The sequence below is a fragment of the Ruegeria sp. CF3 genome (genome assembly GCF_056537365.1).
The window spans coordinates 603,915-616,917 of the sequence record NZ_JBQFRK010000001.1 but is presented as its reverse complement, the minus strand read 5'-3'; the positions used below and the strand labels follow the sequence as shown (position 1 = coordinate 616,917).

11 protein-coding genes are annotated in these 13,003 nt (G+C 58.6%); 2 read left to right on the top strand and 9 right to left on the bottom strand.

All coding sequences use genetic code 11. The features are described from left to right. Positions 1–50 precede the first annotated feature (50 nt). Together gltA and gltX are read right to left on the bottom strand one after the other, a co-directional pair. A complete protein-coding gene (gltA, locus tag ACR0KC_RS03125; protein WP_170392967.1) occupies positions 51–1,346 on the bottom strand; it encodes a citrate synthase in 1,296 nt (431 codons plus the stop codon). A 114-nt stretch (positions 1,347–1,460) separates the two neighbouring features. Beyond that, complete coding sequence (gene gltX / locus ACR0KC_RS03120; RefSeq protein ID WP_480759479.1) at positions 1,461–2,867, bottom strand: glutamate--tRNA ligase; 1,407 nt, start codon at positions 2,865–2,867, stop codon at positions 1,461–1,463. Positions 2,868–2,945: 78 nt separating this feature from the next. On the opposite strand from gltX, the gene ACR0KC_RS03115 reads away from it, so the two are divergent. Then, positions 2,946–4,973 carry a ComEC/Rec2 family competence protein gene (locus ACR0KC_RS03115; protein ID WP_480771471.1) on the top strand — a complete coding sequence of 676 codons (2,028 nt, stop codon included), beginning with the start codon at positions 2,946–2,948 and terminating at the stop codon, positions 4,971–4,973. Here ACR0KC_RS03115 and lexA read toward each other — a convergent pair. From lexA to ACR0KC_RS03085, 6 genes are all read right to left on the bottom strand, one after another. Further along, the gene (lexA, locus tag ACR0KC_RS03110; protein WP_480771470.1) at positions 4,967–5,665 is read right to left on the bottom strand and encodes a transcriptional repressor LexA; all 699 of its coding nucleotides are present in this window, start codon (positions 5,663–5,665) and stop codon (positions 4,967–4,969) included. The genes ACR0KC_RS03115 and lexA overlap by 7 nt on opposite strands. Before the next feature lie 70 nt (positions 5,666–5,735). Further along, positions 5,736–6,908 (bottom strand): molybdopterin molybdotransferase MoeA, encoded by a 1,173-nt coding sequence (locus ACR0KC_RS03105; RefSeq protein ID WP_170392971.1) that lies wholly within the window; start codon positions 6,906–6,908, stop codon positions 5,736–5,738. Then, positions 6,905–7,378 (bottom strand): cyclic pyranopterin monophosphate synthase MoaC, encoded by a 474-nt coding sequence (gene moaC / locus ACR0KC_RS03100; RefSeq protein ID WP_480704925.1) that lies wholly within the window; start codon positions 7,376–7,378, stop codon positions 6,905–6,907. The genes ACR0KC_RS03105 and moaC overlap by 4 nt, the downstream gene beginning before the upstream one ends. Beyond that, a complete protein-coding gene (gene trpC, locus ACR0KC_RS03095; protein ID WP_480704923.1) occupies positions 7,378–8,190 on the bottom strand; it encodes an indole-3-glycerol phosphate synthase TrpC in 813 nt (270 codons plus the stop codon). Before trpC ends, moaC begins: the two co-directional genes overlap by 1 nt. Continuing rightward, positions 8,187–9,206: an anthranilate phosphoribosyltransferase gene (trpD, locus tag ACR0KC_RS03090; protein WP_170465332.1), complete on the bottom strand. Its 1,020-nt coding sequence runs from the start codon at positions 9,204–9,206 to the stop codon at positions 8,187–8,189. Before trpD ends, trpC begins: the two co-directional genes overlap by 4 nt. Further along, positions 9,203–9,784 (bottom strand): anthranilate synthase component II, encoded by a 582-nt coding sequence (locus tag ACR0KC_RS03085; protein ID WP_170392975.1) that lies wholly within the window; start codon positions 9,782–9,784, stop codon positions 9,203–9,205. Before ACR0KC_RS03085 ends, trpD begins: the two co-directional genes overlap by 4 nt. 197 nt (positions 9,785–9,981) lie before the next feature. On the opposite strand from ACR0KC_RS03085, the gene ACR0KC_RS03080 reads away from it, so the two are divergent. After that, positions 9,982–11,463: a divergent polysaccharide deacetylase family protein gene (locus ACR0KC_RS03080; protein WP_480771469.1), complete on the top strand. Its 1,482-nt coding sequence runs from the start codon at positions 9,982–9,984 to the stop codon at positions 11,461–11,463. Positions 11,464–11,487: 24 nt separating this feature from the next. On the opposite strand, the gene trpE is transcribed toward ACR0KC_RS03080, so the two are convergent. After that, positions 11,488–12,999 (bottom strand): anthranilate synthase component I, encoded by a 1,512-nt coding sequence (trpE, locus tag ACR0KC_RS03075; RefSeq protein ID WP_480771468.1) that lies wholly within the window; start codon positions 12,997–12,999, stop codon positions 11,488–11,490. Positions 13,000–13,003: the final 4 nt, after the last annotated feature.

Here is a 13,003-nt window from a genome sequence, read left to right as displayed (position 1 = left end):
GAAAAAAGACCCCGGATAACCGGGGTCTTAACATCGATATTGTGTGTGGATCAGCGGTTTTCGATGTCCACGTAATCGCGGTTGGTCGCGCCCAGATATAGCTGACGTGGGCGTCCGATCTTATTCTGTGGATCGGCAATCATTTCTTTCCACTGGCTAACCCAGCCAACGGTACGTGACAACGCGAAGATTGGCGTGAACATCGAGGTCGGGAAGCCCATCGCTTCCATCACGATGCCCGAATAGAAGTCGACATTCGGGAACAGTTTCTTCTCGATGAAATACGGATCTTCCAGAGCCTGTTTTTCCAGCGCCTTCGCGACCTGTAGTTTGGGATTGTTTTCCACGCCCAGCAGGTCAAGCACTTCGTCTGCCGATTGCTTCATCACTTTCGCGCGTGGATCGAAGTTCTTGTAGACGCGGTGGCCAAAGCCCATCAGACGGAACGGGTCATCTTTGTCTTTGGCGCGCTCGATAAACTCGGGGATGCGGTCGACGCTGCCGATCTCTTCCAGCATTTCAAGGCAAGCCTGGTTCGCACCACCATGGGCCGGACCCCATAGACAGGCGATACCGGCCGCGATACAGGCGAATGGGTTTGCACCCGAAGAAGATGCCAGACGCACCGTCGAAGTCGAGGCGTTCTGTTCGTGATCCGCCTGCAGCATGAAGATACGATCCATGGCGCGTGCCAGAATCGGGTTCACCTCGTAATCTTCGGCAGGAACGGCAAAACACATGCGCAGGAAGTTTGACGCATAGTCCAGGTCGTTGCGCGGATACACGAAGGGCTGACCAATATGGTATTTGTAGGCCCAGGCCGCGATGGTCGGCATTTTTGCGATCAAACGGTGCGAAGCTACTTCACGCTGACGCGGGTCCGCGATGTCGGTCGAATCGTGATAGAACGCGGACATGGCACCAACCACACCCACCATGATGGCCATCGGATGCGCATCCCGGCGGAATCCGCGATAGAAATACTGCATCTGCTCGTGCAGCATCGTGTGGCGGGTGATTGTGGTCTCGAAGTTCTCCAGATCCTTCGCCGAAGGCAGCTCGCCATACAGCAGCAGATAGCTGAGTTCGAGGAAATGCGACTTCGAGGCGATCTGTTCGATCGGATAACCGCGATGCAGCAACTCGCCCTTGTCACCGTCGATGAATGTAATGGTGCTGTCACAGCTTGCGGTGGAAGTGAAACCCGGATCATAAGTAAAGACGCCAGCCTGACCATAGAGCTTGCGGATATCGATCACATCGGGCCCAGCGGTCGGAGAAAACACCGGCAGATCATAGCTTTCGCCGTGGACAGTCAGTTTGGCTGATTTTTTGCTCTCGGTCATGTTTGTCCCTTCTTCATTCGTGCGCATGCCGGATCGCTGTCCGACAAAGCAGGCAACGACTGCGTTCCGTCGCGCAGTCCGTTCTTAACGGAGCAGCGTTACCCTTATGTGAAATCAGGCCGGGTTCGCTGCATCAGAAAGCCGCGCCAGGGTTTCATCGCGCCCAAGCACAAGCATCATGTCAAATACCGAAGGTGTAACTGCCCGGCCCGCTAGTGCCGCCCGCAGCGGACCAGCCAATTTGCCGAACTTAACCCCATTCGCCTCTGCGAACGAATTCAGGGTCTCCTCCAGTTCGTTCCGGGACCAGCTAGCATTTTGCAGCTGCGGCGTCAATTCTTTCAGTATACCGTCGGATACAGATGCCAGCGCCTTTGCGGCCTTTTCATCTGGCTGGATAGGTCGCGACGTAAGCACAAAATGAGCTTTTTCAATGAGTTCCGGGAACGTGCGTGCGCGGTCCTTGAGGCAATACATCGCACGGACCAAATCACTGGATTGTGTTTCAGAAAGCGGCGGCAAACCAGCTGACTTCAGATATCCCTGAATTTCATGCTGCAGCGCGGCATCTTCCCCGACGGCAATATGTTGTCCACAAAGGTTTTCAAGCTTCTTCACATCAAACCGCGCCGGGCTTTTGCCAATGCCATCCAGATCGAACCACTCTTTAGCTTGGGCATCGGTAAAGAACTCATCATCCCCATGGCTCCAGCCCAGCCGAGCCAGATAGTTGCGCATTCCGGATGCCGGATATCCCATGGCCTGATATTCTTGCGCCCCCAACGCACCGTGACGTTTGCTGAGCTTTTTCCCATCGGGTCCATGGATCAAAGGGATATGCGCCCAGACTGGTACATCCCAACCCATCGCCTCGTAGATCATCATCTGACGGGCGGCGTTGTTGAGGTGATCGTCGCCCCGGATCACATGGGTTACGCCCATATCGTGATCATCAACCACAACAGCCAGCATATAGACCGGAGTCCCATCCGAACGCAGCAGGATCATGTCGTCCAATTGCTCATTTCGAATAGTCACATCGCCCTGCACTTGATCACGGATCACGGTGGTGCCGTCTTGCGGGGCCTTGATGCGGATCACGTAAGGGGCGTCCGGATGGGTGGCCGGGTCGGCCTCGCGCCATGGGCTGCGGAACAGGGTCGATTTCCCTTCGGCCCGGGCCTGTTCGCGGAACGCAGCGATTTCTTCCTGCGTCGAAAAGCACTTGTATGCCTTGCCGTCGGACAGCAACTGATGCGCGACCTCTGCATGTCGAGGGGCACCCTCGAATTGGCTGACGACCTCACCGTCATGATCAAGCCCTAGCCAGTCCATGCCTTGCAGTATGGCCGCTGTTGCTTCCGGCGTGGAACGTTCCCGATCGGTATCCTCGATCCGCAACAGGAACTTGCCGCCGCGACCCCGCGCATAAAGCCAGTTGAACAGCGCAGTGCGGGCGCCACCGATATGCAGAAATCCGGTGGGAGAGGGGGCAAAACGGGTGACGACCTGATCGGACATGGTGTGGATTAACCTTTTGGTAACCTTAGCGGGCATAGTTTGGCGACTATCTACCCAGCCCGAAGGACGGGGGCAACCATGCGTGTTCTGACACGGGTCGAGACCGCATTGCTGACCCAGCGGGGACACTTGTTTCCGTGGTCCCCGATCTGCCTGGCGGTCGGGATTGGTTGGTATTTCAGCCTCAGGTTCGAACCCGAGGTTGAGCTCTATGTCGGCGTTCTGGCGCTTGCCTTGCTGGCGCTTGCCTCCACCCGTTGGATGGGGGCCGCGTGGTCACCGCTGGCCACTGGCTTAGCCCTGATCGCGATGGGGTTCGCTCTGGCCGGGACGCGGGCACATATGGTTGCGGAGCCGGTCCTGCAATGGCGTTACTATGGCCCGGTCGAGGGGAGGGTCGTAGCGCTGGACCGCTCTGCGTCGGATGCGCTGAGGGTGACATTGGATCAGGTGCGGATCGGGGACGTTCCTGCTGATCAAAGACCCCGGCGCATCCGGCTTTCTATTCACGGTGAGTCAGTTGCGCTGTCCCCGGGTCAGCGGATTATGACCACAGCACATCTTTCGCCGCCGCAAGGGCCAGTTGAACCCGGAGGTTTTGATTTTCGCCGCCACGCCTGGTTCCAGCAACTCGGCGCTGTTGGATACACTCGGGTTCCGGTCCTGACGTCGGCTGCGGCGCAAGATGGTTTGGACGGAGTGCGTATCACGGCCTGGCGCATGGAGATCTCGGATCGGGTGCGCACGATCCTGCCGGGCGAAGTCGGGGGCTTTGCCGCCGCTGTAACTACCGGTGATCGCAGCGGGATGGGGCAGGCCTCGTTAGAGGCGTTGCGCGCGTCCAACCTGGCTCATCTTCTGGCGATTTCGGGCCTTCACATGGGTTTGTTGACCGGTTTCGTTTTTGTGGCATGCCGCATGGGGTTCTCAATGGTACCTGTCATCGCGCTTCGCATGCCCGTACGCAAGGTGGCCGCGCTCTGCGCGTTATTCGCGTCGACAATCTACCTGCTTCTGTCTGGTGGGAACGTCGCGACTGAGCGCGCCTTTGTGATGGTCTGCGTTATGCTGGGGGCCGTATTGTTGGACCGGCGCGCGATTTCGTTGCGGGCGGTGGCCGTGGCTGCGCTGATTGTTCTTACCTTTCGTCCAGAAACTCTTTTGAGCCCCGGATTTCAGATGTCTTTTGCAGCCACAACCGCCTTGGTCGCAGGGTTTGGCGCGTTGCGGGACTATGGCCCAATGCCAGGCCCAAAATGGCTGCGGCCTGTGCTGGCCTTGTTGACATCCTCGGCGATCGCGGGGATCGCGACAGCTCCGATCGGGGCGGCGCATTTCAACGCCATTTCGCACTACGGGTTGCTGGCAAATCTCGTCTCCGTGCCCGTCATGGGAACGCTGGTCGTTCCAAGTGCGGTGGTCGCCGCCCTTCTTGCACCTTTTGGGCTTGAAGCGATTGCATTGCACGTAATGGGTCTTGGGCTGAGATGGATCCTTACCGTTGCCAATTGGGTCGCGGGACTGGAGGGCGCGCGCGGGTACGTAGTAAGCCCAGACTATTTCGTATTGCCTGTTCTGGCTCTGTCTCTTCTGTGGCTAATGCTGTGGCAAGGGCACGCACGGTGGCTCGGTATCGCCCCGGCGGCATTGGCGATAGCGCTGTGGGGTCAGGGAAGCCGCCCAGACGTGCTGATCGCCGATACCGGCGGGCTGGTCGGAGTGATGACTGAACACGGGCGCGCGCTGAGCAAACCGAAAGGCAGCGGATTTGTCGCGTCGGTGTGGCTGGAAAATGACGGGGACGGGGCAGATCAACCAAAGGCCGCTTTGCGATGGCCAGAGGCATCATCGGGAATTCAACGTTTTCTGCTGGGAGACAAAGAGCTTGTCCACTTGACTGGCAAGCGGGCTGCGAGCGCCTTTCAGGAATGCAGGAAAGATCAGATCATTGTCGCCCCGGTGTCGTTGACTTTGACCGGTGAATGCAGCGTTTACGATACGGAATTTCTGCAGAAGACAGACAGTCTTGCGTTGTCCAAGGGGCGTTTGTTCGCGAGTTCTGATATCTCAGGCCGCCGCCTCTGGTCCCCCAAGCTGCCTCAATAGCTTCGGATCAAGCCTACCAGGCGGCCCTGAACTTTCACCTTGTCCTCTGGCAGCACGCGGGTCTCATAGGCCGGATTCGCCGCTTCCAGCGCAATGGCCTGACCTCGGCGGAAAAACCGTTTCAGCGTGGCTTCCTGATCTTCCACCAATGCCACCACGATGTCACCGTTGTCAGCGGCTGTGGTTTCGCGGATTATCACGACATCGCCATCGTTGATACCGGCGTCGATCATCGAGTCGCCACGAACCTCAAGCGCATAATGTTCACCACGGCCCGAAACCATCGAGCCCGGTACCGCAACGCGGTGCGAAACATGGCTGATCGCTTCGATCGGTACACCGGCAGCAATCCGGCCCATAACAGGCAATTCCATCGCATCAACTGTGACGGGTTCAAAGTTCGCGGGGCGTGGACCTTCAGGACGATCGCCTTCAATCACACGCGGTTTGAAACCTGCCGTGGGCTCTCCCCCAAGGCTTTCTGGCAGCTTGACAATTTCGATGGCACGAGCCCGATGGGCAAGGCGGCGGATAAAGCCACGTTCTTCCAGCGCGGTGATCAGTCGATGAATCCCGGATTTTGACCGTAGATCCAACGCGGCCTTCATCTCATCAAAACTGGGCGGAACACCGTCCGCTTGCACGCGTTTGTGGATGAATTCCAGCAAATCCAATTGCTTCTTGGTCAGCATTGCTCATACCTCGTCGCTCATGCGTTTTCTTTTGTTCTACGCATGTTCACGTTTTGTGTCAACGGATTTGCTAGATCGGCAGGTAAAGGACCTCATCCCCGGCCTCGCGCGCGGGATCGTGGGGTTGGCGTACCAATAGTGCATTGGCTTGCGCCAAAACACTTAGCAGCGAGCTGTCCTGATCATCACAGGCGCGGATGCCGCCGTTGTCCAACACCGCCCGCATATAATGCTCACGCGGGCCATTTTTTCCGAGCGGGGCAGAAAGGCGGGCGCGTTGGAATGGCTGTAGGGCCTGTTCAATCCCCAACATGCGGCGCACCATTGGGATGAGGAACAGGTAACCGCACACCATGGCACTGACCGGGTTTCCGGGTAGACCGACCATCGCAGCATCCCCAAGCCGCCCGGCCATCAGTGGTTTACCCGGTCGCATGCGAATCTTGTAGAACGATTGCTTCAGCCCAAGACCTTCCGAGACATCCGCAACCAGGTCGTACTCGCCAACCGACGCCCCTCCGATGGTCACCACGAGGTCAGCGCCCTGTGCCAAGCCAAAAGCTGTTTCTAATGACGCTAAGGTATCTTGTGCGATAGGAAGTACACGAACTTGTGCGCCAGCATCTTCCAGTAACGCCTTAAGACCAAAGGTATTTGAGGCGATGATCTGATCGGGGCCGGGTGTTTCTCCGGGCATCACCAGTTCGTCACCGGTTGAGATTAGTGCAACCACGGGTTTGCGGGTCACAGGGACCGAAGCGATGTTCATCGCTGCCATTAATGCGACATCTTCGGGTCTGAGCTGGCGCGGGGCCGTGATCTGCGTACCGATGCTGAAATCGATCCCCGCAGGGCGGATATTGGTCTTTTCACCGGGGGCGTCGATTATGGTGATCAAATCACCGCGTCGGTCGACATCTTCCTGTATGACGACGAAATCTGCACCATCCGGCACAGGCGCACCAGTGAATATCCGCACAGCTTGGCCGGGTCCGACGCTTCCAGCAAAGCGACGTCCGGCCGCTGCTTCGCCAACCACTTTGAACATTGCATGCAGTTCGACTTCGGCCGCCTTGACGGCGTACCCATCCATCGATGACGCAGCAAAGGGCGGCTGATCACGCGTTGCTGCAACGTTTTCTGCCAGGATACGACCGGCAGCCTCGGCAAGGGCAACCGTTTCTGCGGGCAGCGGTGAGACCAGATCGAACAGCAGAGCCCGCGCTTCTTCAACCGAGATCATGATGCCTCGTAACGCCCTGATTTTCCGCCGTCTTTCAGTAGAACACGAATGCCGCCGATCTCCATCGTTTTGTCCACGGCCTTCGCCATATCGTAAACCGTCAGTGCGGCTGTCGAGACTGCTGTCAGCGCTTCCATCTCTACGCCGGTCTGGCCGGAAGTCTTTACAGTCGCTTCAATCTGAACGCCGGGAAGGTCCGTGTCTAAGCTCAGTTCAATGGCGACTTTGGTCACGGGTAGCGGATGACACAGAGGTATCAGGTCAGGCGTTTTCTTGGCGCCCATTATGCCCGCAAGTCGGGCAACACCAAGAACATCGCCTTTCTTAGCGCGTCCTTCTGAAATGATATCAAAGGTTTCCTTCGCCATCTTGATGTATCCAGATGCAACCGCAACCCGGTCGGTGACAGCCTTGTCGGACACGTCCACCATATGGGCCTCACCTTTGGCATCAAAATGGGTCAGCGGCATCACATCACTCCGGGAATGAGCGGGTTGGCGAGCAGTGCTCGAGTTGCCGAAGCTACATCATCCTGACGCATCAGGCTTTCACCAATAAGGAAACAGCGCGCACCGTAGCGGGCGATATCTGCGAGGTCCGCCGGAGTGCTAAGGCCGCTCTCGCAGACGATCGTGCGATCCGCTGGAACCAGCTTTGACAGATGACGAGTTGTATCAAGAGTCGTCTCGAAGGTCTTGAGATTGCGGTTGTTTATCCCGATCAGCGGGCTTTTCAGCTGCGATGCGCGCGCAAGCTCGTCTGCGTCGTGAACTTCGATCAGAACATCCATGCCCCAGTCAAACGCGGTTTGCTCAAGCTCGGCGGCCTGCGCATCGCTGACCGAGGCCATGATGATGAGGATACAATCTGCGCCCAATGCGCGGGCTTCGACCACCTGATAGGGGTCATACATGAAGTCCTTCCGCAAAGCGGGCAACGAACAGGCCGCGCGCGCTTCGGTCAGAAAGGATTTGTCACCCTGAAAGCTGGGCGTGTCCGTCAGAACAGACAAGCAAGCCGCGCCGCCCTCTTCATACGCTTGGGCAAGCGCGGGCGGATCGAAATCAGCGCGGATCAGGCCCTTGGACGGGCTTGCCTTCTTGACCTCGGCGATCAAGCCATACCCTTTGCGCATCGCTGTATGCAGCGCCTCGGCAAAGCCCCGGACCTCGGGCGCGTTCCGAGCCTCGGATTCCAGTGTTTCCAGAGATTTATGCTCTTTGTCCGAAGCGATCTCTTCCAGCTTGTACGCTTTGATCTTGTCCAGAACGGTCTCGGTCATGCGGCTTCCTGTGTAATGCGCGCCAGCGCGGTGATCTTTTCACGGGCCTTGCCGCTGTCGATGCTTTCTGTGGCCATTGCTACGCCTTCACGCAAATCGCTTGCCGCATCTGCAACGACCAGCGCCGCGGCAGAGTTCAGCAGCACCGCGTCGCGGTAGGCTGAAGGTGCCCCATCCAGCAGGGCGCGGAAGGCAACCGCGTTCTCTTCGGGGGTGCCGCCGATGATATCTTCGAACGGATGCACCGGAAGGCCCGCGTCTTCAGGGTGAAGCTCGACCTCTTTGACAACGCCGTCCTCAACCGACGCGACCCAGCTGACCCCGGTGATCGTAAGCTCATCCGTACCGTCTGAGCCGTGGACTAGCCAGGCATGTTCAGCCCCAAGCAGACCCAGAGTTTCGGCCATCGGGCGAATCAGGTCGCGGCTGAACGCACCGGTCAGTTGGCGCTTCACTCCGGCGGGGTTGGTCAGGGGGCCCAGAATGTTGAAAATCGTGCGCGTCCCCAGTTCTTGCCGCGAAGGCATGACATGAGCGATCGCCGGGTGGTGCATTGGGGCCATCATAAAGCCGATACCGACCTCTTTCAGCGCTTTTTCAACGACTTCCGGGCCGACCATTACGTTGATACCTAGCTGCCCAAGAGCATCTGCTGCGCCGGATTTCGAGCTCAGATTCCGATTACCGTGTTTTGCAACGGTGACACCGGCGCCAGCCGTCACAAAAGCCGTGGCTGTCGAGATATTGAGTGTTCCTTTGCCGTCGCCCCCCGTGCCAACGATGTCCATCGCGCCAGCGGGAGCTTTCACTGCATTGCATTTCGCGCGCATTACGGCAGCGGCGGCGGCGTATTCCTCGACCGTCTCGCCGCGCGTGCGCATTGCCATCAGCAACCCGCCGATCTGGCTGGGCGTGGCGGCCCCATCAAAGAGTATGCCAAAGGCCTGTTCAGCCTCGGCACGGGTCAAAGGTCGATCGGCCGCAGCACCGATCAGCGGTTTCAGAGCGTCGCTCATGCGGGGACTTTCATTTCGTTCAGGAAGTTCTTGAGCAGGGCGTGACCATGCTCGGACGCGATGGATTCCGGGTGAAACTGGACGCCGTGGATCGGCAGTTCTTTGTGCTGCAGACCCATAATCGTGCCATCCTCAAGCTCGGCCGTGATCTCAAGGCAATCGGGCAGGCTTTCGCGTTCTACGACAAGCGAATGATACCGGGTGGCCTCGAAGGGCGAGGGCAGGCCAGCGAATACACCTTTGCCGGTGTGTTTCATCGTGCCCATTTTCCCGTGCACGATCTCATGACAGCGCACAACCTTGCCGCCAAATGCCTGACCGATGGTTTGATGCCCCAGACAGACCCCCATCAGCGGTGTTTGCGTCTCGGCCGCGGCTTCGGTCAAGGCCAGACAGATGCCCGCCTGATCGGGATCACAAGGGCCGGGGCTGAGCAGAATACCAGCCGGGTTCATCGCCATTGCTTCCTGCACATCCAGCGCGTCATTCCGGCGCACGACCATCTCAGCCCCGAGCTCACCCAGATAATGAACGAGGTTGTAGGTAAACGAGTCATAGTTGTCGATCAGCAGCAGCATTTGGGCACTTATCTTCCTATGGGCATTTCGGGCTGGCGATGCAGTCCCTGAGCGCGGTATAATGTCGGGACATACATGCTCAGGCTTGTGCGGCAGCGTCAAGAGGACATACCCAACTTGACACCGTACAGGTGAGCGTCGCGGAAGATGGCGTCTGGGCAGATGAGGCACGAAACAACGCGAGAGGCGAGATTTCGATGAGCGGATTTTACGGTGGAGTGATCGCCGGGGCGGTCTCGGTATTGGCACTGGGCGCGGTTCTTTCGCTGACAACTCCTTTGTCACGTAAACCAGATGTGACGGCAACAGCGCCCGAAGTGGCTGATACTCCGCAGCCCCTGGAGGCTGCGAAAGTTGAAGAAAGCAATGCAGATGCTGATCTGGTTGAGTTGCCACCATCCGGCCCTGAAACCCCCGATCTATCATCAGATTCGCTGGATGGCTTGGCAGGTATCGAGCTTGAGCCCGGTGCCCGTCCTGAGGCGGGTGGAGCACCGACCGTAGCCGAGGCACCTGCAGCGATCTCATCTTCTGACGTGACCGTTCAAACCGAAGCGCCCGCGGCACCGCCAAATCCACTTGCCGAACCAACCTCGCCACAACAGGAAGCCGAACCGGCAGCGCTCGCGGATGCTCCAGCAGCGCCTGCGCCCGAGGAAGCCCCGGAACCGCAGGTTGCGGAAGAAACGCCCAAGGAGGCCCCTCAGGTCGCTGCCTTGCAGCCTGAGATCGCGGATGTGCCGGATGCAGCTCCAGAGGCTCAGGAAGCGGAACCCGTGCCTGATGAAAATCCAATCGCGGTTGAGGGTGAAGAAGATACCCGCCCTGTACGTCAGCCGCGCGTATTGACCCTGCCGCAAATTGGCGGAGAGGGGGCCACAGGTTCCGGTTCGTTGATCGGCAAGCGTGTCGTGCCCCTAACCGAAAGGGATGACCCGCCCGTCGAACAAGCCGTGATTACTCCAGAAGTGGTGGCTAAGCCCATCGAAGCACATGCTGCCACCTTCGAAAATCCAGAATCCAAGCCATTGATGTCGATCATTCTGATCGATGATGAAGGGGCTTTTGGGGCCGAGGCGTTGCAGGATTTCCCATACCCGCTAAGTTTTGCCGTCAGCCCGTCTGACCCGAATGCAGCGGAAAAAATGGCCCGTCATCGCGAGGCTGGATTTGAAGTATTGGCCTTGGTTGACATGCACGAAGCCGCCAGTGCTCAGGACGCTGAGGTGTCGTTGTCGGTGTGGTTGGATCAATTGCCTCAAACCGTTGGCATTCTGGAAGGTGTCGGAAGCGGCATTCAGGGCAATCGAAAGCTGGCTGATCAGGTTGCGGCGATTGCCGGAGATACCGGGCGCGGGCTGGTGACGCAGGACAATGGTCTAAACACTGCGCAAAAGCTTGCAGCGCGCAACGGCATTCCATCCAGCGTAGTGTTCCGCGATTTCGATGGTGCCAAACAGGACCCCAAGATCATGCGGCGTTTTCTGGATCAGGCAGCCTTCCGCGCCGGACAGGAAGGTGCTGTGGTGATGCTGGGTCGTCTGCGTCCCGAGACGATCTCGGCCCTGTTGCTGTGGGGGCTTGAGGATCGCGGCAGCCGCGTGGCGATGGCCCCAATTTCTGCCGTGATGATGAAAGAAGTCCAGCAGGACGTTGCGGGATCGCTGACGGACGGGTGACGGCAGCGACCATCCGCCGCCCTACTAGATGTTTCCGCTGCCTGTAAACCGCGCCGCATCCGCAGCCGCGCGGCGAATGGCGTTCGATTTATGGACGGTCTCCATGTATTCCGCTTCGGGGTCGCTGTCATAGACAACGCCGCCTCCAGCTTGGATATACAGTTTGTGGTCCTTCACAATGGCCGTCCGCAGCGCGATGCACATATCCATGTCGCCGCCTGCGCTGAAATACCCGACACCGCCACCGTAGATGCCGCGCTTTTCAGGCTCCAACTCGTCGATGATCTCCATCGCGCGCACTTTGGGCGCGCCTGATACCGTGCCTGCAGGCATCCCGGCAAAGAACGCGTCCAATGCGTCCTTGTCTTCGGCCAGTTCACCGACCACGTTTGATACGATGTGCATCACGTGGCTGTAGCGCTCGATGATGAACTCTTCGGTAGGACGCACGGTTCCAATCTTAGAAACACGCCCGGTGTCATTGCGGCCCAGGTCCAGCAACATGAGGTGCTCGGCGAGTTCTTTTTTGTCGGCCAGCAGGTCGATTTCGTTGGCCTTGTCTTCTTCGGGCGTCGCGCCACGCGGGCGGGTACCCGCGATAGGGCGGATCGTGACCTCATTGCCGAAGACACGCACCAGAATTTCTGGGCTTGCACCTACGACCTGAAAGCCGCCGAAGTTGAAATAGAACATGAATGGCGACGGGTTGGTGCGCCGCAGCGAGCGGTAGAGGGCAAATGGCGGTTGTGGAAAATCCTGTGTCCAGCGTTGGGCCGGGACGACCTGAAAGATATCACCCGCACGGATATATTCCTTGGCCTTTTCAACGGCTTCCATATAGCCCGATTTGGTGAAGTTAGAGACAGGAGCCCCAACTTCAATTGCGTCACCCAGATCGCGCGTCTCGGCCGGCATGGCACGCTCAAGATCACGCACGGCATCCATCACACGCTCAGCGGCCTGCGCATAGGCGGCTTTGGCGCTTTGGCCCTCGCTGGCCCATGCGGGCGACACTACGGTAACCTCGCCTTTGACGCCGTCCAACACAGCAATGACCGAGGGGCGCAGCATGATCGCATCGGGCAGGCCCAACGGGTCAGGGTTCACATCCGGCAGGTATTCCACCAACCGGACCATGTCGTAGCCCAGATAGCCAAACAGGCCAGCGGCGGCCTGCGGCAGGTCATCGGGAAGCGCGATGCGGCTTTCAGCCAACAAGGCGCGCAAGTTGTCCATCGGGTTGCCATCCTGTGGCTCGAACGCCTCGGCATCGAAGCGGGCTGATCGGTTCAAGGCCGATGTCTCGCCCTGGCAGCGCCAGACCAGATCGGGCTTCATTCCGATGATCGAATAGCGCCCGCGCACTTCACCCCCAGTCACCGACTCGAGCATGAAGGCGTCTTTCTGAGCGCCTGTCAGTTTCAGCATCAGTGAAACCGGCGTATCCAGATCAGCGGCGAGGCGGGTATAGACGACCTGATTTTCGCCCGCATCATAAGCGCGCGCGAAACTCTCGAAATCCGGGGTCAGGGCCATGTTC

Excerpts from the sequence above, each read along its gene's own strand:
- gltA (WP_170392967.1), bottom strand. The coding sequence starts at position 1,346 with ATGACCGAGAGCAAAAAATCAGCCAAACTGACTGTCCACGGCGAAAGC.
- gltX (WP_480759479.1), bottom strand. The coding sequence starts at position 2,867 with ATGTCCGATCAGGTCGTCACCCGTTTTGCCCCCTCTCCCACCGGATTT.
- ACR0KC_RS03115 (WP_480771471.1), top strand. The coding sequence starts at position 2,946 with ATGCGTGTTCTGACACGGGTCGAGACCGCATTGCTGACCCAGCGGGGA.
- lexA (WP_480771470.1), bottom strand. The coding sequence starts at position 5,665 with ATGCTGACCAAGAAGCAATTGGATTTGCTGGAATTCATCCACAAACGC.
- ACR0KC_RS03105 (WP_170392971.1), bottom strand. The coding sequence starts at position 6,908 with ATGATCTCGGTTGAAGAAGCGCGGGCTCTGCTGTTCGATCTGGTCTCA.
- moaC (WP_480704925.1), bottom strand. The coding sequence starts at position 7,378 with ATGCCGCTGACCCATTTTGATGCCAAAGGTGAGGCCCATATGGTGGAC.
- trpC (WP_480704923.1), bottom strand. The coding sequence starts at position 8,190 with ATGACCGAGACCGTTCTGGACAAGATCAAAGCGTACAAGCTGGAAGAG.
- trpD (WP_170465332.1), bottom strand. The coding sequence starts at position 9,206 with ATGAGCGACGCTCTGAAACCGCTGATCGGTGCTGCGGCCGATCGACCT.
- ACR0KC_RS03085 (WP_170392975.1), bottom strand. The coding sequence starts at position 9,784 with ATGCTGCTGCTGATCGACAACTATGACTCGTTTACCTACAACCTCGTT.
- ACR0KC_RS03080 (WP_480771469.1), top strand. The coding sequence starts at position 9,982 with ATGAGCGGATTTTACGGTGGAGTGATCGCCGGGGCGGTCTCGGTATTG.
- trpE (WP_480771468.1), bottom strand. The coding sequence starts at position 12,999 with ATGGCCCTGACCCCGGATTTCGAGAGTTTCGCGCGCGCTTATGATGCG.